General features: G+C 39.6%; 14 protein-coding genes. 6 read left to right on the plus strand and 8 right to left on the minus strand.

Going from position 1 to position 22,295, the window contains the following annotated elements:
* Positions 1 to 369: transposase (locus tag HMPREF1534_RS17775; protein WP_005935894.1), on the plus strand; the 369-nt coding region annotated here is incomplete at its 5' end.
* A gap of 859 nt (positions 370 to 1,228) precedes the next feature.
* Positions 1,229 to 1,984: a NigD1/NigD2 family lipoprotein gene (locus tag HMPREF1534_RS17770; protein ID WP_005935897.1), complete on the plus strand. Its 756-nt coding sequence runs from the start codon at positions 1,229 to 1,231 to the stop codon at positions 1,982 to 1,984.
* 172 nt (positions 1,985 to 2,156) lie between these two features.
* On the opposite strand, the gene HMPREF1534_RS17765 is transcribed toward HMPREF1534_RS17770, so the two are convergent.
* The 7 genes from HMPREF1534_RS17765 to HMPREF1534_RS17735 form a co-directional block, all read right to left on the minus strand.
* Positions 2,157 to 4,505, minus strand: coding sequence for a glycoside hydrolase family 3 N-terminal domain-containing protein (locus HMPREF1534_RS17765; RefSeq protein ID WP_005935901.1), 2,349 nt, complete (start codon positions 4,503 to 4,505; stop codon positions 2,157 to 2,159).
* Positions 4,502 to 7,243 (minus strand): sugar-binding domain-containing protein, encoded by a 2,742-nt coding sequence (locus HMPREF1534_RS17760; protein WP_005935905.1) that lies wholly within the window; start codon positions 7,241 to 7,243, stop codon positions 4,502 to 4,504. Before HMPREF1534_RS17760 ends, HMPREF1534_RS17765 begins: the two co-directional genes overlap by 4 nt.
* Positions 7,244 to 7,368: 125 nt before the next feature.
* On the minus strand, positions 7,369 to 8,862 hold the full coding sequence (locus HMPREF1534_RS17755; protein ID WP_005935908.1) for a sulfatase-like hydrolase/transferase: 1,494 nt from the start codon (positions 8,860 to 8,862) through the stop codon (positions 7,369 to 7,371).
* Between the two features lie 41 nt (positions 8,863 to 8,903).
* Positions 8,904 to 9,773 carry a helix-turn-helix transcriptional regulator gene (locus HMPREF1534_RS17750; RefSeq protein ID WP_005935911.1) on the minus strand — a complete coding sequence of 290 codons (870 nt, stop codon included), beginning with the start codon at positions 9,771 to 9,773 and terminating at the stop codon, positions 8,904 to 8,906.
* 118 nt (positions 9,774 to 9,891) lie between these two features.
* Positions 9,892 to 12,693, minus strand: a complete 2,802-nt coding sequence (locus HMPREF1534_RS17745; protein ID WP_005935913.1) for a glycoside hydrolase family 2 protein — start codon at positions 12,691 to 12,693, stop codon at positions 9,892 to 9,894.
* A gap of 20 nt (positions 12,694 to 12,713) precedes the next feature.
* The gene (locus HMPREF1534_RS17740) at positions 12,714 to 15,986 is read right to left on the minus strand and encodes a DUF5107 domain-containing protein (RefSeq protein ID WP_005935915.1); all 3,273 of its coding nucleotides are present in this window, start codon (positions 15,984 to 15,986) and stop codon (positions 12,714 to 12,716) included.
* Between the two features lie 7 nt (positions 15,987 to 15,993).
* Positions 15,994 to 17,280 (minus strand): sugar porter family MFS transporter, encoded by a 1,287-nt coding sequence (locus HMPREF1534_RS17735; protein ID WP_005935917.1) that lies wholly within the window; start codon positions 17,278 to 17,280, stop codon positions 15,994 to 15,996.
* Positions 17,281 to 17,438: 158 nt separating this feature from the next.
* Between HMPREF1534_RS17735 and HMPREF1534_RS17730 the strand changes: the two genes are divergently transcribed.
* The gene (locus tag HMPREF1534_RS17730) at positions 17,439 to 18,323 is read left to right on the plus strand and encodes an AraC family transcriptional regulator (RefSeq protein ID WP_005935920.1); all 885 of its coding nucleotides are present in this window, start codon (positions 17,439 to 17,441) and stop codon (positions 18,321 to 18,323) included.
* 24 nt (positions 18,324 to 18,347) lie between these two features.
* Here HMPREF1534_RS17730 and HMPREF1534_RS17725 read toward each other — a convergent pair whose 3' ends face one another.
* Entirely contained in the window at positions 18,348 to 20,027 is a 1,680-nt protein-coding gene (locus HMPREF1534_RS17725) for a glycoside hydrolase family 10 protein (RefSeq protein ID WP_005935923.1), read from the minus strand.
* Positions 20,028 to 20,108: 81 nt separating this feature from the next.
* Here HMPREF1534_RS17725 and HMPREF1534_RS17720 point away from each other — a divergent pair, with 81 nt between their 5' ends.
* From HMPREF1534_RS17720 to HMPREF1534_RS17710, 3 genes are read left to right on the plus strand one after another with little or no spacing between them, the layout of a single operon-like run.
* The gene (locus tag HMPREF1534_RS17720) at positions 20,109 to 21,539 is read left to right on the plus strand and encodes a carbon starvation CstA family protein (protein ID WP_005935928.1); all 1,431 of its coding nucleotides are present in this window, start codon (positions 20,109 to 20,111) and stop codon (positions 21,537 to 21,539) included.
* Entirely contained in the window at positions 21,526 to 21,747 is a 222-nt protein-coding gene (locus HMPREF1534_RS17715; RefSeq protein WP_005935931.1) for a hypothetical protein, read from the plus strand. Before HMPREF1534_RS17720 ends, HMPREF1534_RS17715 begins: the two co-directional genes overlap by 14 nt.
* 24 nt (positions 21,748 to 21,771) lie before the next feature.
* Entirely contained in the window at positions 21,772 to 22,263 is a 492-nt protein-coding gene (locus tag HMPREF1534_RS17710) for a hypothetical protein (RefSeq protein ID WP_005935934.1), read from the plus strand.
* Positions 22,264 to 22,295 lie beyond the last annotated feature (32 nt).

Consider the following 22,295-nt stretch of genomic DNA (forward strand, 5'->3'; position numbering starts at 1 on the left):
GACAAGTGGCTGCAAAGCCAGAAGGTAAGAGCCAAACTACTCTTTGAACAATTCCCGGATATAAAATCCGTGTACTATTACGCACTACGATTAGGGAAGATATTTTCAGACTATACAGATAAAGATGTGGCTCGTGCCAAACTGGCACTTTGGTATAATGAAATTGAGGAGTTTGGTTATGATACGTTCACTACTGTTGCCAATTCCATTGAGAATCATTACGAACGGATATTAAACTACTTTGTGAACAGAAGCACAAATGCTGCTGCGGAAGCTTTTAATGCAAAAATTAAAGCATTTAGGGCTTCATTTCGTGGAGTAGTAGATAAGAGGTTCTTTCTGTATAGATTAGCAAAGGTGTATGCATAAAGGGAAATTAACAAATGTTAATCCCCCCCAAGAATTACAACTGAGCCGTCAAAACGGGCTCGGTTTGAAAACTTGGGCTCACTTATTATTCGCGGGGATTTGAATATCATATCACAAACAAAGGGAAGAATAAGCCGTTTCCCGGGGGCAGCCAAGTTCTTTTAAACGGAAGATTATTACAGTCTACGGCAATGGACTGTACAGTCCACTGTAGCAGACTGTACGGTCCACTGCAACGAACCATACAGTCCGCTGCCGAAGACTGTAGTAATTCGACGGACAGACAGGCATAATTGAAAGAATGAAAACGTTTAGTCCGGCTAATGAAACGATTTAGGAAACTCAAAAAACTCGTTATCTTTTCCAAAAACGTCCTTGTCTTTTGGAAGGTGCATGATTTCACGTTAGTACGCATAAGTCTGCACGTATGTTCGTATAGCCCTCTACGTACGTTTCGAGGCGGATAAGCCAGGTCTCACTCCTCCCTGTTTTTGGTGACTGAGTCTGAAAAACTTTCACACGGAATCCCCATGGATAGGAGGTTGCAATACCTGTTATGTGTGAAAGCAGATTGTATCAACTTTGCTGATAGGCAGCTTTCCTTCACCGGTATAATTTCATCTTTTCTTCAAAAGAATTGGAATTTCTCGGAATGCATTGCGATTTTTGATAGAAAAACTCAAGACCTTTTTTCGAGAAGTTTCATGGTTTTGGGGAATTTTTATTGGCCCCTTCTTCGTTCTTACCGGAGATTATAATAAATTAATACTTTAGAGTGCAGTGTTCCCTTATTGCATGCATTTTAAAATTACAGAAGAAAACATTGTTTATTGATTTCGTTAACTTTAAAAAAATAATTATGGATGTATTTTCGAAAGTAAATAAGTGGCTGGTTTGGGGAATGGGCATTGTGTTTGCCATGGGGTTTCAGTCTTGTTTGGATGATGACAATGACAATTGGTATGGGAAAGTAATACCCAATGCATTGGTAACGGTAAAAAACGTGGATGATGGTTCGTTTTTCCTGCAATTGGACGACAGCACGACATTGTTGCCTATAAATGTTGCGTCATCTCCTTTTGGTGAAAAGGAAGTGAGAGCGTTAGTCAATTATGATGAAGTGGACGAGGTTAGCGGCAGATACAGTAAGGCTGTACATATTAACTGGATTGACAGTATCCTGACTAAACCGATTGCTCCTGATTTGGGAGAAGAAAATGATGTCGTGTATGGTACTGATCCGGTAGAAATAGTGCGCGACTGGGTTACTATTGCAGAAGATGGTTATCTGACACTTCGCTTCAGAACAGAATGGGGAGATCGTACTGAACCGCATTTCGTTAATTTGTTGAAGAGCCAAGATCCGGCTAATCCTTATGAAGTAGAATTCCGCCACAATTCACATGGTAATATGTGGGGAGAGTTGGCAGATGCTCTTGTAGCATTTGATTTGAGTGATTTGCCGGATACACAGGGTAAAACAGTGAAGTTGAAGTTGAAATGGAAATCTTTTGATGGCGATAAGTCTGCGGAATTTGATTATTGTACTCGCAAGGGAACTCCGGCCGCTTCTTCTGCCATTCTGTCTCAAAGAAGTATTTTGAAGATTCAATAACGTGATGACGTGAATTGCAATCGTTTCTGATGATGAGCAATGAGAAAATAAGGAAGGAGGACTGTCCAAAGTAACTGTCCGGTCATCGATGATAGAACGATGAAATGATAGTTACTTTGGACAGTCTCTTTCTTTTATTTATAACCGGTTTGTGTGTAGAAGAAGAGTCCCCTTAAGGCGTAAGGGTAAACTCTCCATCCAGACGTATATCATTGGAAGCTGTGCCGACCATAACTTTAAACTCTCCCGGTTCTACTACTTGCTTCATTTCCATATTATAAAGTGACAACTCTTCTTTTCCCAGGGTAAAGGTTACTTGTTTGCTTTCTCCTTTCTTTAAAAAGATACGTCGGAATCCTTTTAACAGGATAGGAGCTTGTGATACGGAAGCTACTTTGTCGCAGATGTAGAGCTGCACTACCTCTTCACCATCTCTGTCACCGATATTGGTTATCGTGCAACTCACTTTTTGCAAAATGTCAGGAGAATTCCCTTTTTCCAATTTTAAGTGACTGTAATCAAATTGAGTATAGCTCAAACCGTAACCGAATGCATATAGTGGAGTTCCGGCTTCTTCTACATAAGACCGTTGCTCTCCTTGTGAATAAAACAGGGGTAGTTGCCCTTCACTTCGAGGAATGGATACCGGTAAGCGTCCGGCCGGGTTGTAATCTCCAAACAAAACATCGGCTATGGCTGCACCTCCTTGTTCGCCGGGATACCAAGCGGTCAATAAGGCTTGTGCTTTTTCTGCTGCCAGATTCATATTGAGCGGACGACCTTGGATATAAATGACTATTACCGGTTTTCCTGTAGAGGTTATAGCTTCCATCAGTTTTTCTTGATATCCCAATAACTTCAAAGTGCTGCGGTCATAGCCTTCTCCACATTCCATGTCGGATAATTGTTGGTTCTCTTCTTGAGTAACCGTGGCCGCTCCGGTTTCAATGTATTTGGTTTTGAAGTCACGGGCACTCGAACCGCCTACTACCAATACGACGGCATCTGCTTTTTGTGCGGCTTCCACAGCAGCAGGAATGTGATGGGCGGTGGTGTCACGAATAGCACATCCTTTGACATAAGTCACCTGTGTGGAAGCTGAGACGGTATTTCGTATGCCGTCTAAAACGGTGGTAATCTCTTTACGTTCCTGAGGTGCTGTGTAATCTCCCAACTGATTGTACATATTGTCAGCGTTCGGGCCGATGACTGCAATGCTTTTCAGTTGTTTGCTTAAAGGCAATATACCTTCATTTTTCAGTAATACCACTCCTTTGCGTGCTACTTGGCGTGCCAATTCCTTATGTGCCCGGGAGCGTACCGTCCGTCCGGCTTTTTCAGGAGATACATACGGGTTTTCGAATAATCCCATACGGAATTTGAGACGGAGTATATTGGCAACCGCCCTGTCTATATCCTGCATACCGATAAGTTTTTCTTTTAATGCCTGTCGAAGGTTTTTTCCATAGGCGTTTCCCCCTAAATCCATATCTACTCCGGCCTTTAAAGCCAATACTGAGGCTTCTTTGTGATTTTGGGCAACCCGGGCGCCGGTTATGCCTTCAATACTTGATAAATCGGAATATACGAAGCCATTAAATCCCCATTCTTTGCGCAGTATATCACTGAGTAAATATTTATTAGCCGTACAGGGAACACCATCAATGGAATTGTAAGAAGTCATGATTGTGCCTGCTCCTGCTTCCACTGCTTTCTTGAAAGGATGCAGATAGTCTGAAAATAATTGTCGCATACCGACATTGGCGCGTGCACCATTGTGTCCGGATTCAGGGATACCGTAAGCAGCAAAATGCTTGAGGGTGGAGAAAAGATGTTTTCCGTCATTTTGCACTTCTCCCTGCATACCTTTCATAAAAGCAACTCCCAAAGTAGAGGTTAGTACAGGATCTTCGCCAAAAGTTTCCTCCATACGTGACCATCGTGGCTCTCGTGCAATGTCCAATACCGGACCGTATCCGATATTAGCCCCTTGCAAACGTGCCTCCAATGCTATTGTTTCACCCATTTTGTACATTAACTCTTTATCCCATGTGCTGGCTTGTGCCAATGAAGTGGGAAAGACGGTAGTACCGATGGCCATATGACCGTGTGGACATTCTTCGGCAAAGAGAATGGGAATTCCCAAGCGAGTACTGTCGATGGCATATTTCTGTAATGCATTCAATGCTTTTGCACCGGATTGGGGATTTAGTCCGGTTTCTAAAGTCTTTTGTGTCCATGGATCGGCACGTAGCACTGCCCAGAAAGAACCGATGGGTGCAGCACTCATCCGTTCTTTATATAGTTCGGAAGGCACTACACCCTTGGATGTTTTGGTATACATTTCCCATCCTAGCGGACAGCATAACTGCCCGATTTTTTCGTCTACAGTCATACGTCCCAGCAAATCTTTCACTCTGCTTTCAACAGGTGCGGAAGATTGTTTGTATAAAGGAGTTTGTGCCGACACATGGACGGCACAAATCACAAAACAGGTTGTTAATACACTTTTTATATTCATTGATTCAATAATTGTTTGATGGCTGCATTGTCTTCTGCTCCCTTTTTGTGCTTGACAGGAGGTTCAAACAAGGCATCCAATTGATATATTTTCAACTCTTTGGCAGGAGTAAACGCTTTTGATGCTACATAGTTTTTCACAGAATGGAGTAACTGTCTCATTGCAGGGCGTTTCTCTATGTCCTTATCCGGGTCGGCACATAAGATAAATAGGCTGCCTTTACCTATACGTGCTTCAAAAGCAATACCCAGTTTTTGGTTGTATTCATAGGTATCGATACTTTGTATGATGGGGGTGATATCGGTCAAATCATTAAGTTCCATAGCGGTGGCATAGTTTAAAATGTCCCACCATTGCCAATCGGCATAAGAGGTAGTTGGGAATTCGCCAAAGGCCGGGTGATTACTGTCTATGAGTGTCCCGACAATCATAGGGTTCCAGTTGAACATAATCGGATTCCAGAAGTGGCTGGCAAATTTAGCTTTGCGCCCTTTAACGTTTTCGGGGATAAGCAATACTTTCTTTCCTTGTTGCAAAGCTGTTTTTACTTTTTCGTCATAAGTGCGTGCATATACATAGTCATCGGCTGCTGTTTGTTGGCAGGGATATACCCAAATGTCCCATTCATTATGGTAGGTATCATTCAGGGTGGTATGTAAAGTCAATTTCTCGGCATGACTCACATTGTTGAGGCTGATGTTTACTTTGCCTAAAGAGTCAACAGTGGCACAGGGTATAGCAGGGGTTGAGATATTTCCTTTTTTTACAGTGTTCCCTTTGCCATCTTTCAGTTCCCAATTCAGTTTTCCGCGTTTTAACGGATGTTCTCCATAATGATAAATTTCCAGTTTTGCCGTGAAAGTTTCATTGTTCATATAAGTACGTTTCGGCATACGTGCTAAAAGAACGGTAGGTGCACAGGATTTGCGGTACTTTTCGGGGCTGACCAATCCTTTGCTTTCCCAAAAGGCATCAAGAATACCGACAAAAGCACTTCCTTGTCCCGGAAAATCTGCAAGTCCCAGCAATTGGAAACCACCCGAATTTGCAGTACGGAGTAATGATTCGTTTACTTCTTTATATTGTAAGACTGTATGGGCACCGGTTGCACGGAAAAAATCATCTGCTTGATGTAGCATTCCATTGCGTGCCAATCTTTCTCTGAATACCTCAAAATTACGAGGAGATACGACTCCGGTATATTTTTCCATTTCTGCAAAATTAGGATACATGCAGCGCTGTCCGGTTTCGTGTGCAATGACAGGGCAGTCAATATCCGATTCTTTTTTACGGTCCCAGTCTGTAGATGGTTTACCTTCGTATACAGTTATCCATCCTTTTTCTGTCACATGCGATACATAATATTGATCGGAGGGGGTGTGCGTACGGGCGGTAGATGCAGAGTAGAGTCGGCGATTGTCATGCTTTTGAGCTTTCTTCACCAAGTCTTCCAAAACATTAAAATTACCTTCGTTTTCATTTCCGTTACACATTAAAATAAAGGAAGGATGGTTTCCATATTCTTCCAATATGGCATACATTTCTTTCTCGAAAAAGTCACGTCGTGCAGGATATTGTCCGACGTCTTTAATCCACATAGGCAATTCTGCTTGCAGGTATATTCCTACTTCATCGGCAGCATGGAAAGCGGCTTCGGGGGGACACCACGAATGAAAACGGATATGATTCATGCCATAATCTTTTACGGTCAGGAAGATACGTTTCCAGTCTTCGATAGTTGTTGACGGATATCCGGTCAAGGGAAAGACACAGCAGTCCAATGCTCCTCTTAAGTGAACATTGCGCCCGTTTATTTGGATATGATGTTTGCCTTGCGTGACTTCTCGCATACCGAAAGTTATATTTTTGCTGTCCTGTTTGTTATCGGCGGTAAGCATTGCTTTTACTTCGTATAGATAAGGAGTAAATTCATTCCATAATTTTATATTTTTACCCATGCTGATTTCTTTAATCAGTTGGTTGCTTCCTTCTTTTAAAGTAATGGGAAAAGATTGTTCACTGACAGTTTTGCCACCTTTTTCGTTGATAATCAGTTGTAATAGTCCATTAGTCGGTTGTCCGGTGGTATTATTTACAGTGATGTCCAATGTTACCGTTCGTGTTTCTATATCTGGATATGCTTTTAAAGCATGTATATTTGTCTTTTCGTATGCCGTTAATTCTATTTTTCCTACTATGCCGTTCCAATTGGTTTGCGTGTATTCTGTAGTTCCATGATTCCATTGATCCATTGGATATTTCAAGCGATTGTCTACACAAATCGTAAGAATATGCATGCCGGGAGTCATTTGCTTGCTCAGTAAAAAACGGTTTGGGACACTAAGGTGTTCTTTGGCACCGATTTCTTTTCCATCTACATAAACAGTTGTTTCCCAATGGCATCTTTCCAAGTTGAGTGTGATTTCTTTGTCTTTCCATTCTTCGGGAATAATCACTTCGCGTTGATACCATGCTTGGCCGCAGTATTCAAATTTACGGGTAAGACGGTCTACATATCGGGCGGTTGTCAACATACCTTTTCCGCCTTCGTCGGTACTGCCCGGCAACATGATAGATTCGGTAAGTTTTGCTTGATAGAGTTCTGAGCCCGGTGTCTTTCCGAATCCCATGGGGTCAGCCTGAAAACGCCATGTTCCCGATAAATCGATTCTTTCTTGTTGTGCAGACAGTAGTTGCGCACAGCACAGCATCACGGCGAATAAGAAACTTTTTTTCATATATAATCTTGATTAAAAGAATTAGATTAAGATATCTTTGTGGATACAAAGAAACACTATTTTCCTTGATTAAAGAATAGATTAAATAAATAACTGAATGGATTATTTTACGGAAGGGCTCCAATTTAGTTATTCTTATTATATACTTGTTCTATCTCGATTTTCAGCTTTTGAGCTAATTGGGGATATGCAAATATTAGATTGTGTAATTCTGAAGGGTCATTCTCTAAATTATAAAGTTCGGCATTTTTATTCTTTCTTTGCGGTAAAAATTTCCATTTCCCTTTTCGTATGGCTATCTCTCCTCCGTTGTTTTGAGTCATGATATATTCACGATATAAAGGAGCTTGGACTTGTGTGAATAGAGATGCACCACTACGGCTGTCTTTTAGTTCTTTTTTTGTGATGGGAAGATTTAACATATCAGCAAAAGTGGCAAGCATATCCAAGTAGATAAATGGTTGTGTCTGAATGAAAGGTCTTTTTATTTTTTGAGGCCAGGAAAATATGAATGGAACTTTATTTCCTCCTTCATGCAAAGAATATTTTTCTCCTCTTAAATTGCCATACGGATTGTGTCCATTTATGTTTTCCAAAGCACCGTCTTGATAACCTTCCTTTATCATTGGGGCATTATCACTTGACAGGACAATAATTGTATTTTCGTAAATGCCTGTTTCTTTTAATGTTTGGATGATTTTGCCTACATAGTAATCGAATTCTTCAATGACATCCCCATAAATTCCGGCTTTTGATTTGTTTTTAAAGGCAGGGGACGGAACACGTGGTTCATGAGCATTATGAGGGGCATAATATAGGAAGAAAGGGGAGTCGGCATGTTTTTTTATGTAAGAAATCGTTTTATTCAACAGATGTTCTCCCATTTTATCATCTTGCCACCGTGCTGAATTTCCTCCACTCATCCATCCAATGCGACTAATACCGTTTATAATTGTCCCGTCGTGTCCCAAATGTGGTTTCATGATTAGTTTGTCAGGATTCTCTTTGCCTGTATCATCACTTCCTATTTTTTGTTTATAAGATACATTTATAGGATCATTAGGAGTAAGGCCATCTACTTTTTCATTATTGATATATATGCAAGGTACCCGGTCATTTGTTGCCGGAAAATAGTAAGCATAGTCGAACCCTATTGCTAATGGTCCTTCTTTGATTTCTCTATTGAAGTCTACCGGTATATCTTTTGTTCCCAGTCCTAAATGCCATTTACCGACGATAGCTGTTTGATATCCGTTTCTTCGAAACATTTCCGGCAATGTTGTTGTGGCAGGACTAATTGTCAATGGGGCATCTGCCGGTAATATTCCTACATTTTTTCTCCATGCATACTCTCCGGTAAGAAGTGCATATCGAGAGGGGGATGAGGTGGAGGCCGGTGCATAGGCATTGGTGAATATAATACTTTGCCGGGCTAGTTGATCAATAGCCGGCGTCTTGATTTTTTTTGCTCCATAGCATCCTAAGTCTGTATAGCCTATATCATCTGCTAATATAATAATGACATTAGGATGTTGTTCTGCTTGCTGAGCATAACTGGTATGTGCTATAGATAAAGTTGTTAATATTCCGGTAAAAGAAATGATTTTAGTATTCATCATGAGTATGGGGTGTTAATTATTGTAAGTGGAAGGAAGGTTCTTTATGATTTAGCCATTTCCCGAGGGGAGAGTCCCATTTGCTGCTTAAATATACGTGAAAAATACTGAGGCGATTGAAAACCACAAAGAAAACAAACCTCTTTGACGGATTTTTCAGTATTCTTTAGCAGTTCGATGGATTTATTGATTCTAATCTGATTCAGATAATCTAAAGGAGAAAGATTCAAGTTCTGTGAGAATAATTTTCTTAAATAACGTTCACTGATACTTGCATATTCGGCTATATCATTGATGTTGATGTCTGTTTGGTAGTTGTGCCGGATATAGCAAACTGCTTTCTTTAACAGCTCATTTGTGCAGATAGACAGATAGGTCTCATGCATATATCTATAGAGAAGAATTAATAATTCTGCATAATACATTACTACCAGGTATCGATAATGCGGTCCTTTATGTTCCATTTCATTGACAATGCGTTGTATAGTTCTCATTACACCTACATTGTTCACTATTTTAATCAATCTGTTTTCTTTAGAAAACAAAAAGGAAGGTGTAGGTATAGGTTCTGTGCCAACTTTGATATTTGAATGAAAAAGAGAAAATATTTCGGGTAAAAATTCTAATTGCATTAATATCGTGCCATTTGCACCGGCTTCAAATTGATGTTCTACATGTGGAGTGATAATCATGATGTCACCTTCATGGAAACTTATGCTTTCATTGTCCAGATGCAATATGCAATTTCCTTTTTTTATATAATTAATCTCAATGCGCATGTGTTTGTGAGGACCATACGTTTCGAAAGGACAGAAGGAGGTAAAACGAAAGACATCTGCCAGACGTTTACTTTTTAAACTTGATGTAATCTGTTCCAATACTTCCCAAAGGGAATATTCCGTTATTTTATTCATAGTATTTCATTTTTGTATAAAACAAAGTTTGTATGGACACTAGAATTTGCCGGTTTTATTCAGTAGAATTCTAGTGTCCTATGTCCCGATATTCGGGTCCTTATTTTGACTAAACCTATTAATAGACAGATTGGGGAGTTTCCTCCTTTTTACCTTTCGAGCTTGGTTTTACTAACGAACAAAGTTCTTCAAATGAAATGGATTTCACGGGAGCAAAAGCATTGGATTTCATATAGTTAATCAAACTATATAACAATTGCTTTTTTTCAGGAAATGTATCCTGATGGTTTAGCAAGTCCATGCTGCATACTATTAATTTCCCATTTAGACAATTAGTTTCAAAAAGAGTTGCTAATCGGCGGTTATTGGCAAAGTTGTCTACACATTCCACTAATGGAGTAATGTGTTGATATATGCTATCGATTACTAAAGTGCGCGATTGGGTTGTCAGACTCCACCATTGCCAGTTGGTATGTCCCTCTGTTGGGAAATGTGCAAAAGCTTTATGAGTAGGATCTAACAACAGTCCCATTGTACCTGCTTGTTTGGGAAAGTGGACAGGACTCCAGAACACCGGAACAAACTTGCCTTGTAAACCTGCACAAAGTTGATAAGGGGGATTGAATAATACTGTTTTACCGGCTGCAAGAGCTTTTTGTGTTTCGGTAAGTTTGTCTGTTACTACAATCTCTTCTTTTTCTATCGTTAAAGTGGCCGGATATACCCATATATTCCAAGTGTTTTTATAACTGGAATTTTCGATGGAAACTCTTAAAGTCAGTCGTTCTGCTTTTTTAACTTCTGATAAAGAACAAGAAATCTTACCGGCTATATTCCCGCCTCCGATTTTTATGTTTGTTAAAGGTATAATACCCTCTTGTAATGGCTGACCGGATGCATTGGTTAATGCCCATTTGATATTCTTATTGTTGATTTCCTCAGAACTATAATTAGCGATCTCAATGTCGGCCGTAAACTGCTCGTTGTTTTTGTATACGGCTTTTGAGAAGCGAGCTAATGGGACCACCGGAGCAGAGAATTGACGAAATTCTTCGGCATTGGCTACGCCTTTGCTTTCCCAAAAAGCATTTAGTAAGCCGACTAATGCAGTTCCTTGGCCGGGAAAATCATGTAAATCTAAAAGTTGAAAACCGCTGATGCCGGGAGTCTTCATGGCACGTTCTATTTCTTCTTTATATAAAATGGCAGCCAAATGACCGGATGCAGACAAATAATCATCTGCCTTTTCTAGCAGATTTTTGTTTTCCAACTCTTGTTTAACTCCTTTGAAATTAAGAGGCTCTAATACACCTGTGTATTTTTCTATTTCTTTTAAATCAGGATACACAGCATACTGTCCTATTTCGTGCGTAATAACCGGAACGGGCATGCTATCTACAGAAGCAGAATAATCTTTATTAAAGTTTGGCATTTCTACATCAAAAACTCCTTGTCCGCGCACCCAACCTTTTTTAGTCCATTGAGTGATAAAGAAATCATCGTGCGGCTCAGGCCAATCGCCATGTCCTTTTTCAAAAGTAAAAGAAGTCGTTGTATACAAATGTCTGGAATCAAGGGATTTTACCGAATCCAATAAACCTCCCAAAAATTCAAAGTCCGGTTGCAATTCATTTCCAAGGCTCAAAAAGCAGAAAGAGGGATGGTTACCATATTCCGATAAAATTCGTTTTGCCTCATTATATAAGAATTGATTCATTTCAAGATTTTCACCTACGGTCAAAGACCAAAGTGGTAATTCCACCTGCAAATAAAAACCGAGTGAATCCGCTACTTCAAATGCTGCTTTAGGAGGGCACCAAGAGTGAAACCGAAGGTGGTTCAGCCCCCATTCTTTAGCGGAACGGAAGACTTTTAACCATCCTTCTTTAGTGGTTGGGGGGTAACCTGTTAATGGGAAAATGCAACATTCCAATGTACCACGAAGGAACACTTTTTTACCATTGACTAATAAATCGGCTCCGTTACGGCTAATTTGGCGCATTCCGAATTCAATTTTCTCTTGCGCCAGACTCTCTTTGGTTTTCATCTTTATTTCCAGCTCATACATTATCGGAGTAAATTCACTCCAAAGCCGTACGTCCTCGCCCATGGGACAAACAAAGTCCAGCATTGTTTCGCCTGCCGAAAGGTCCATTTGCTGTTCTATTTCCGTAACAGATTTGCCTGTGTTTTTCTCTTTTACATGAACAGTCAATGTCCCCGAAGCTTTATTCCCTGTGTTTTGTAGTTTCCCTTTTACATGGATTTCCCGGGTTTGAATATCGGGATATATCTGTATATCTTTCATAAAGACAGCATCTTTCGCCCGCAAAGAGATTTCTCCCAAAATACCATTCCACATGATTTGTGTTTCATTGGTATATGCATGTGCCATATCACCGGCAGTGATGTCGTATTTTTTTCTGTTATCTACTCGAATGGCTATCCGATGTTTCCCCGGTGACAGATATTCTGTTAGGTCAAAGTAATGGGGGCTTATCAAGCTTTCTTGCTCTCCATCTACTTCTTTACCGTCTATCCATACATTTGTTTGCCAAATAACACGCTCCAACTTCAGTTCTATGTTCTTTCCCTCCCAATCTGAAGGAACGGATATTTCACGTATGTACCAAGCCGGTCCTATATAACTGTGTTTGCGAGTGAGATGCAATATTTGAGGTTTGCTTATTGAGGGTAATAACCGATTGGGGATACCGTATCCTGCATCATCCATCGTTCCGGGCAATTTTATTTTGTCGGGAAAAGATTGGGTATACCAATGTTTTGAAATACCTATATCCATACTGTCTATGGCAAATTCCCATTCTCCGGCTAAAGAAAGAATTGACGTACTTTCTTTACATCCTGTCAAAAAGACCATGCCTAAAATAGCAAGTAATAATTGATTTAATAACTTCATATTGTATTTGTCTTATGGTATTATATCCAAATTTGGAAATTAGGATTTATTTCTTTTATATAACTGAAGCACTTGTCGGCTTTCTCTTTATTACCTAGTCCTAAATGCCCCAGCCCCATGAGATAGTGGCAATGGATTCGATTTTTCTTATTCATGTCGTCTTCCCAAATCTGTAAATCAGGTAAAGACACAGCAAAGTAATCCATTACAAAAGTATCATATAAATGTTTTTCACCGTAGGAAATTAGGGAATTAAATCTTCCGCGTGCCTCCGCTTCTTTTCCTACTTTCCGTAAAGCTAAACCTTGATAATAGATTTTATCGGGCTTTTGGTCATTGTAGTACATGGCAGCTGTGGGTTGTCCATTGCCCGAAGCAGCTTTTGTGAATGATGAATGTGCTTCATCATGATTACCCATTGCTTCCAAAATGCATCCTTTATAATAAAGGAAATCATTTTCTTGTGCACCATACAGTTTTCCTTCTCCCAAATGATGAGGGTAGACAAAACATTCTTCAATCAAGGCAAGTGCATGCTCGTATTCTCCTGCCTTTAGAGATTTCTTTGCTAATTGTATACGTGCATATTGATATTGGGCAGGTACTTTACCTTCTCCTCCTTCCCAAGGATGGAATTGGCGTTGGTCAATGAGTTGCATGGCTTGTTCGTATTCTCCGGTCAGATTAAGCAATGTAGCATATTCCAAATAGAGATCATCGCGAGTAGCTATTATTTCTTTATGTTTGTTTAATAGATGCAAACGTTCTTTCGGGGAATAATCCATGCGTTTATATAATTGATCCAATTCCATTAAGATGCGTGCGTCTGTTTCATCAAGCATAAATGCCTGTTCAAGTAATTGTACTGCTTCTTTTTTCTTTCCAAGTTTGTTGAAATAAGCTAATGAAAGATTTCGTAATACGGTAGGGAAGCCGTTGTCCATTTCTTTAGAATGTTCCCATGCATCGACAGCTTCCTGGTATTGACGTTTATCATACCATATATTACCTAATAGATAAAAAGCTTTCGGTGCATGTATCGGTAAATTGGTTACGCACTGAAGAGCTAAAATCGCTTCCAGACTATTGGGGAAATATTCATCTAACGGACTGTTTTCTGCTTGACTTACTACACAGACAGCTTCGTCTTGTTGATTCATTCTACATAGGAACCACGCTTTATAATATAACAGCATTGTTGAAGGAGCCGATATATTGGTTAATGCTGCATTTACCACAGCCAATGCATCTTCCCAGTTGCCGGCTTGGGCGTAGTCTGTAGCTAGTTCTTCATAATTACGTGATTCATCACGCATTAATATTCTTAAACTTGATGGCATTTCTTTTTCACCGGACTGAAGCCATGCTTCAAAACGACATCCAAAGTTGAATTTATCTATATTGAGTGACTCTTTAATCAGTTCTATGGCTTCTTTTTCTCGTCCCAATTTACGAAGAATCATTGCTTTTAAATGACGTCCGCGATGATTATGCCAGTTACGAACCAAAGACTGATTAATTTCGTACAATGCATTATCCCACTCATTATGTGCAGCCGATAATTGGGCCAAAGAGTAATAACCTGAATCTTGCCAAGCAGCGTTCCAGCATGCTTTATAGAACGCATCGTATGCTTCAACAGTTTTATCTTGGTATTTTAATACAAGACCTAAATTATAATAAGGTTCTCCGTCGTAGGGATTTGGATTACGTTCTGTCAGAGTGTTAATAGCCTTGCGTAAATAAAGTTCGGCTTTCTTGAATTGTCCTTTACGGAATAGCCATAATCCCATAGCGTTGTTATTGCGTATATCGCTGTTGTCTCTACGTAGGGCTTCTAAATAATAATCAGTTGGATTGTAAGTAGCATGTCTGTATTGCTCCAAATGTAATCCTGTCAGGTAAAGCTGTTCTGTAGAGCGTACTTCTGAAGGAGGCAATGCAGGTTTTGCAGGTTCAGGAATTGGTTTGATTTCAGTTGATTCAGCCTTCCATGAAAGTAGTAACTTGCCGGTTGAACAATAAATATAAACCTCTGCTTCATCAGGCGATATATTTTTAATGGTATGAGTAAATACCGCTTCTGGAGTCAAATCTGTAATATTTTCCCAAATGATGTCTTCTTGGCGTTTAATCACAATTCGTAAACCTTTCTGTGCGGATGTAGCAAATAGTTTGAGTATTGCATTCTTTGTGTCTTCAGTTTCTATATTCATTAGTAAATCAGAAGTGGCATTCTTTACTACCCCTAATTCACGATAAGGAATAAAATATTGAGTGAAAATTTTTTCCTCATAAGGTTGCAACCAAGTAAAGTCTGGTTGATTGTCGGTATAAACTCCGGTCATTAATTCGATATATGGCCCATCTGTGTCTGTCAGATTACGATCCCAGGCTTGTCCGAAATCTCCATTTCCCCAAGTCCATTGTTTTTTCCCGGGAGAGATGTGATGGTTGGCTACGTGTAATACTCCTGCTTGAGTATCGTTTTCATAACCGCCTACAAAGTTGTATTTTGAGCGGATAGCCATATATGAAGTGGGTACCGGTATATTTTTATAACGTGAGATGTCTACACCTGCTGAATAATCCATTTTATAATAAATGCCGGTAGCGATAGGATATTTTGATACATCTCGCTTACCGTGATCAAATACAGCATTGACATCGGCAGGGAAAACCGATTGATAGGCTTCATTGACAGCGACGGCCGGGTTAGCCCACCATAGGAAGGTCTGTGGAACAGGAGTCGGATTATATAGTTTTCCTTGAATTTCAAGTACAGCTTTGCCGGGACGTAGGGTAAAACCAGCCATACCTTTCTGATGGAACATCCGTTCGCGTTCGCTCACCCATACGGTAGCACTTCCATCTGCATTTTCTTCAATTGTAAAATCTACAGGTAGATAAGTGCTGGGTCGGTGATGCTGAGGCCAATTGAATTCAATACCGCCGGAAATCCAAGGCCCGGTCAGTCCTACCAAAGCAGGTTTTATAACATGGTTGTAATAAATAAAATGGCGTTTCTTTATTTTATCATAAGCCATTTGTACACGTCCGCCCAATTCAGGAAGAATCATAACCTTGATATACTCATTCTCCAGATAAACAGCATGATAGGTTTCTTCTTGACAAGTATCTGAAATTTTTTCTATGACAGGATAAGGATAAACCACCCCACTACTTCCTTGATAAACTCTATTTTCAAAAAACATCGGATTCTTTTCCGGTTTGCCAATACCATAGGTAGGAAGCAGAATATCTTCTTCCCAAACATTTACTTTTATATCCATATCAGTTTTATTTTTTTGTTATTTCTTTTTCTATATCTTCCAAACTTTTCCCTTTTGTTTCCGGTAGTCGGGCACGAATAAAAAAGAAGCCCGTTAAGCATATGCCACCATATAACCAAAACGTTCCGGCTGCCTGTAATGATTCATTTAATAGGGGAAAACTGTAGGTGAGTATGAAGCTGGCTATCCATAAGAAGAGGGTAGAGATAGCCATAGCTGTTCCACGAATCTGTTGTGGAAATATTTCGGATAATACTACCCATACAATGGGGGCTAATGACATGGCATAACAGGCAATTGCCATCATTACCAGTATTAACATTATCCAACCACTCATTCCTGCAAAGTAACAACATCCCATCAGCAGATAGATAACAGCAAGTCCTGCCGAGCCGATTAACATTAATGTCCTTCTGCCCCAATGGTCAACAGTATAAATGGCAACAAAAGTAAAGATTACGTTAGTTACTCCCGTTATTACAATATTCATCAAGACATCTGACACTTCATAACCGGCAGCCGAAAAGACTTCGTGGGCATAATTGAATATAACATTGATGCCACACCACTGTTGGAAAACAGCCAAAACAATTCCCAGTATTAATACCCGCCGTACACCTGGTTGTGATAATGCTCTCCAATCGTATTTTTCTTTCACCTCTTTGGCGGCTAACCAACGTGGACTTTCAGGGATAATGAAAGCTAATATAAAAAATAAGGCAGCCGGTAATGCTTCTGCCCAGAACATCCATCGCCACGCCTGTTCTATTCCTTCCGCAGGAAGTTGTGAGGTTCCTTCTGTAAATAGGTTTGCTATCATCCAATTGGCAAGTTGTGCAGATAATATACCTAATACAATAGTCAGTTGGTTTAAAGATACCAGTTTTCCACGTATCTCAGTCGGTGATACCTCAGCTATATATATGGGGGAAACATTGGAAGCAATTCCTATACCCAGTCCACCTACAATACGATAGAATATGAACCAGGAAAAATTATCGACAGCTCCTGTACCGACAGCAGACAGCAAAAATAATAGAGCGGATAATATTAATAGTTTTTTGCGACCATATTTATCACTCCAACTACCGGAGAAGCCTGCTCCGACTAAACATCCTAGTAAGGCGCTACTCATTGCCCAACCGCGTAAAGCTGCTGAATCTTCGATAGCGAAGAATGGTTCATAAAAAATTTTGGCTCCGCCAATTACTACCCAATCATAACCAAACAGGTAGCCACCCATAGCAGAAATAAAGCAGATAAATAGTAAATTCTTTGAATTAATGTTTTTCATTGTGTATTATTATATAAATCATACTGCAAAGGAATTGTATTTTTCTGGAATAGGGAATAGATAAATTATTGAATTGGATGGATAATCTTATGATAATAACTTTGCTGCCTGTATAAAAATCACTATCTTTGTTACTGTTAACTATAACTTCTACAGCAATGATTAAACGTAAAGATGGATTTTCGGGTGAAAGAGCTTTAGTACTTCCTGCATCAATTATACATACGATGGAAAATAATCCTTTAGCCAATGCGCTGCATATTACGGACATAGGATACTATCCACGGGCAGAACATCATTTTAGAAAACGGGAAACTCCCATCTCTCAATACGTATTTATTTATTGTGTGGAGGGGAGAGGATGGTTTAGCGTGAATGATGAACGTTATGAAATAAAGAGTAATCAATGCTTTATTTTACCTGCGAATGTACCTCATAGTTACGGAGCCGATGACACAGATCCATGGACAATTTATTGGATACATTTTAAAGGAGACTTAGCAGAATATTATGCTTTACGTTTATTGACCCCTATTGATATCAAACCTACTATTTACTCACGTATTAATGGACGTTTGAATTTGTTTGAAGAAATATATCATACTTTGGAATTGGGATATAGTAAAGAAAATCTGTTGTATTCTTGTTCGGCTTTCCATCATTTTCTTGGTACCATTTGCTATTTGCAAGAATATAGAAATGCTACAGTCAATGATATTTCAAATGATTTAGTAGATGCGGCTATTCATTTTATGAAAGAGAATATAGGAAAAAAACTCAGTATCTCTGAAATAGCCGAGCATACGGGATATTCTGTTTCTCATTTTTCTACCATTTTTAATCACCGTACAGGACACTCGCCTGTCAATTACTTCAATTTGTTAAAGATACAACATGCTTGTTATCTGATAGACTGTACAGATATCAAGATAAATCAAGTTTGCCATAAAATAGGAATAGAGGATTGCTATTATTTTTCCCGTTTGTTTTCTAAGATAATGGGAATGTCTCCCAGCAAGTATAGAAAACATAAGAAAGGATGAAATAAGACCTTATTTGGTGAATATTTACTTCATAATACTTCCTGCAAATAGGCTTTTACCTTGTCGATTGAATATTTTTACTGTATAAAAGCCATTGGGCAATGATACTAAAGATAGTTTATGAACATAACCGGTTTTCCATATTTCTTCGTTGGTCATATTATAGATGATAATAGTTTGTGCATCCTTTATTTCCGGCAGGTAAAGCATATTTCCTTTATTTAATAAAGGTATATCCATATCCGAAACCGTATTCAGAGTTAATGGAGCGCTTTCATTGCCAAAGCGGTCAGCGGCAGTGACGGCAAAGTATCGTTTTTGTAACCAAGGGAGCTTGGCTGTATATTCATACTCATTGGCAATTAGATGGGTAGCTATTAAATTTTGAGGTTGCTTAATGTCAACAGGATATGTATCGGAACCGTATAAATGGTATACAACAGATTGATTGCTGTTATCGGCTGATGCTTGCCAACTCATGCGAAGTTTGCCGTTCGCTATTTGTTGCACCGAAGGATGGGATGGAACAGAAGGTGGAATACTATCTGACCATGTCATAGGAGGGATCAATGCCGGGTAAGTATAAAAGTTTTCTTCCAGTTCGTCTAATACTCCTTTTGTGTTATCAAGTAAAAAGCGATTGCGAAAATAGGCTTGTCCGTTTAGCTTTATCTGACGGGTGAAATGGATTTGACGAACTATTTCGTCCAATGGCCAATCTTGTTCACGAGGGGAGAGGAAATAAATTCCCAGTCCGGGAATAATCCAACGTTTGCCGTCGTTCTCTTTCCAGTCCAAAGCAAAGGGATAGAAATTGTTTCCTTGGAAATACATCATTGGGAACAAGGCATCATGGATTCCTTCTTTTAACCATCTTTGTGCATCTTGATAGACTACATGATAAGCATTCCAGCCGCGAGAGGGATAACGGTTAGTGTCGCGATATTTGCCAATGGGCGAACTACTCACTTTTACCCATGGCTTGATAGACTTGATATCAGTATAAAGGCGGCGTACAATGTCGGTAATGTTATCCCGACGCCATTGTTTCAGCTCCTTTCCTTTTCCGTATCTGCGGTAGGTGTCTTTATCAGGGAATTTATCTGCCTGTTCGGGATAGCGGATATAGTCGAAATGGATACCATCTATGTCATATTGTGAAGTGATTTCTTTCACAATGCGAGAGAGGTATTCTTTTGTTTCAGGATTGCCCGGATCCAGATACCAGTTACCTTTATATAGTTTGCATATTTTTCTATTCCTTTGTACGATGGAGTTTCGTCCCAACAGCTTCACTTGCCGAGTGTTTCCGGCCGGGATAGTCACTATCCAAGCGTGCAATTCCATGCCTCGTTTGTGACATTCTTCAATAGCAAAAGCCAATGGGTCATATCCCGGATTACGTCCGGTATATCCCGTCAGCGATTCGGCAAAGGTCTCAATGGAGGACGGATATATCATATCCCCACGTAGGCGGGTTTGCAATAATACTGTATTGAAATTCGCAGCTTTCAAACGGTCGAGTATATCACATAATTCTTTTTTCTGGCGTTGAATTCCTGTTGCGCTTCCGGCTTTGGTACGCGGCCAGTCCATTCCGCCCAAGGTCGTGAGCCAAGTGGCGCGAATTTCGTATTTGGGCTGTGATATAACAGGTAAAGATTTTAGTATTATCAGTAATAAAGTTAGAAATAGTGTTCGCATTCGCTTTAATTTTATTGCAAAGATAAGAAGTAATCATTTAAATCGTTATTTTTGCAATAATAAAACAATTAAATAGAGTATATGATAACCTTTATTATTGCATTATTGGTTCTTATAGGAGGATATTTTTTATATGGAAGCTATGTAGAGCATCTGTTTAGTCCTGATAAAAATAAAAAAACACCGGCTCTGACTATGGAGGATGGCGTAGACTTTATTCCCCTTCCCACTTGGAAGATTTTCATGATTCAGTTTCTTAATATTGCAGGTCTGGGTCCTATCTTCGGTGCCATTATGGGAGCAAAATTCGGTACAGCCTCTTATCTATGGATTGTACTGGGAACTATTTTTGCCGGTGCTGTACACGATTATTTATCAGGAATGCTTTCTTTAAGGCATAACGGTGAGAGTCTTCCTGAAATAATCGGCCGTTATCTGGGACTTCCTACCAAACAGTTGATGCGTGGCTTTACTGTGGTTCTGATGATATTGGTCGGGGCTGTGTTTGTTGCCGGACCTGCCGGTTTGTTGGCCAAGCTAACACCCGATTATATGGACGTAACCTTTTGGATTATTATTGTTTTCATTTATTATATGTTGGCTACCCTGCTGCCGGTAGATAAGATTATTGGCAAGATTTATCCATTGTTTGCCATTGCTTTGTTGTTTATGGCAGTTGGAATATTAGCTATGTTGATATGGCACCATCCGGCTTTGCCCGAAATAACAGACGGTATACAAAATACTCATCCTGCCGGTTTGCCTATTTTTCCTATCATGTTTGTGTCTATTGCTTGTGGTGCCATTAGTGGTTTCCATGCTACACAGTCACCTTTGATGGCACGTTGCATGAAGAATGAAAAGTATGGTCGTCCAATCTTTTACGGAGCAATGGTGACAGAAGGTATTGTGGCATTGATATGGGCAGCGGCTGCCACTTATTTCTTTCATCAGAATGGAATGGAAGAAAGTAATGCTTCAATAATAGTAGATCGTATAACAAAAGAATGGTTAGGAACCATTGGCGGATTGCTGGCTGTGCTGGGGGTGATTGCAGCGCCTATCACCAGTGGAGATACCGCATTGCGTTCAGCTCGGTTGATTGTTGCCGACTTTATGCATTTGGAACAAAAAAGTATAACAAGACGTTTATTGATTTGTATTCCTATCTTTGCTGTGACTATTGGTATTTTGCTATATAGTCAGCGCGATGCGGCAGGATTTGATATGATTTGGCGTTATTTTGCATGGTGTAATCAAACATTGTCTGTCTTTACTCTATGGGCGATAACTGTATATTTGGTGCGCATGAAAAAGAATTATTATGTCACACTGTTGCCGGCTTTGTTTATGACAGCTGTTTGTTCTACTTATATTTGCATTGCGCCCGAAGGATTGGCTCTTTCCGGCTATATCTCTTATGTGTTGGGAGGAATATGTACGCTGGTTGCAGTTATAGGATTTATAACTTGGTATAAAAAACAAAATAGTATAGTATATGAGGAAATATAAGAAATCAACCTGGTTGCCTGTGGCTTTATTTATTTACACCACGATAATGGCTGTTTATTTTATTCCGCGGAATACGGAGATTGGTAATGCAGAAAAATATGTCACTATAGGGGTATCCTATCTTATTATTGCTTTGCTTTGGATTGTTCTTCGTAAGCAGGAGAAACGCAGAGAACAGGAAGGTCAGAATATGGAGAACAAAAAATAGAATATTTACTTAAACGACAATTGTATGAAGAAATTTTTAGTCAGCTTGGTGATGTTGGTAGTAACAACATTGGGTGCACATGCACAATTTGAAAAAGATGTTTGGTATGTGAATGCCTCACTGACAGGACTTGACCTCTCTCATAGTAAGTATGAAGGAACCAATTTTGGTTTTACATTGGGAGGTGGTGCTTTTGTAGCCGATAACTTTGCAGTATTGTTAAACTTTAAAGGACAGTATGTGGAACATGGAACAGATGAGACTAGTATTGGCGCGCAGGGACGCTATTATTTATCCAGCTGTGGAGTATACGGTGGACTTGGAATGGCTTACAAACATCTTTCTAGTGGGGATTATAAGAAAAATCTTGTTTGCCTGACACCGGAAGTGGGCTACGCATTCTTTTTAGGACGAAATCTGACAGTAGAACCTGCTGTATATTATGATTTGAGTTTTAATCATACTTCTGAATACAGCAAATTGGGATTCAAAATAGGATTCGGTCTTTATTTTTAGTAGTATACAAGGTATGAAGTAAAAAAATACGG

This window comes from Phocaeicola massiliensis B84634 = Timone 84634 = DSM 17679 = JCM 13223 (genome assembly GCF_000382445.1).
Lineage (GTDB): Bacteria > Bacteroidota > Bacteroidia > Bacteroidales > Bacteroidaceae > Phocaeicola > Phocaeicola massiliensis.

Coding starts and splice junctions, on each gene's coding strand:
- HMPREF1534_RS17770 (WP_005935897.1), top strand. CDS start 1,229: ATGGATGTATTTTCGAAAGTAAATAAGTGGCTGGTTTGGGGAATGGGC.
- HMPREF1534_RS17765 (WP_005935901.1), bottom strand. CDS start 4,505: ATGAATATAAAAAGTGTATTAACAACCTGTTTTGTGATTTGTGCCGTC.
- HMPREF1534_RS17760 (WP_005935905.1), bottom strand. CDS start 7,243: ATGAAAAAAAGTTTCTTATTCGCCGTGATGCTGTGCTGTGCGCAACTA.
- HMPREF1534_RS17755 (WP_005935908.1), bottom strand. CDS start 8,862: ATGATGAATACTAAAATCATTTCTTTTACCGGAATATTAACAACTTTA.
- HMPREF1534_RS17750 (WP_005935911.1), bottom strand. CDS start 9,773: ATGAATAAAATAACGGAATATTCCCTTTGGGAAGTATTGGAACAGATT.
- HMPREF1534_RS17745 (WP_005935913.1), bottom strand. CDS start 12,693: ATGAAGTTATTAAATCAATTATTACTTGCTATTTTAGGCATGGTCTTT.
- HMPREF1534_RS17740 (WP_005935915.1), bottom strand. CDS start 15,986: ATGGATATAAAAGTAAATGTTTGGGAAGAAGATATTCTGCTTCCTACC.
- HMPREF1534_RS17735 (WP_005935917.1), bottom strand. CDS start 17,280: ATGAAAAACATTAATTCAAAGAATTTACTATTTATCTGCTTTATTTCT.
- HMPREF1534_RS17730 (WP_005935920.1), top strand. CDS start 17,439: ATGATTAAACGTAAAGATGGATTTTCGGGTGAAAGAGCTTTAGTACTT.
- HMPREF1534_RS17725 (WP_005935923.1), bottom strand. CDS start 20,027: ATGCGAACACTATTTCTAACTTTATTACTGATAATACTAAAATCTTTA.
- HMPREF1534_RS17720 (WP_005935928.1), top strand. CDS start 20,109: ATGATAACCTTTATTATTGCATTATTGGTTCTTATAGGAGGATATTTT.
- HMPREF1534_RS17715 (WP_005935931.1), top strand. CDS start 21,526: ATGAGGAAATATAAGAAATCAACCTGGTTGCCTGTGGCTTTATTTATT.
- HMPREF1534_RS17710 (WP_005935934.1), top strand. CDS start 21,772: ATGAAGAAATTTTTAGTCAGCTTGGTGATGTTGGTAGTAACAACATTG.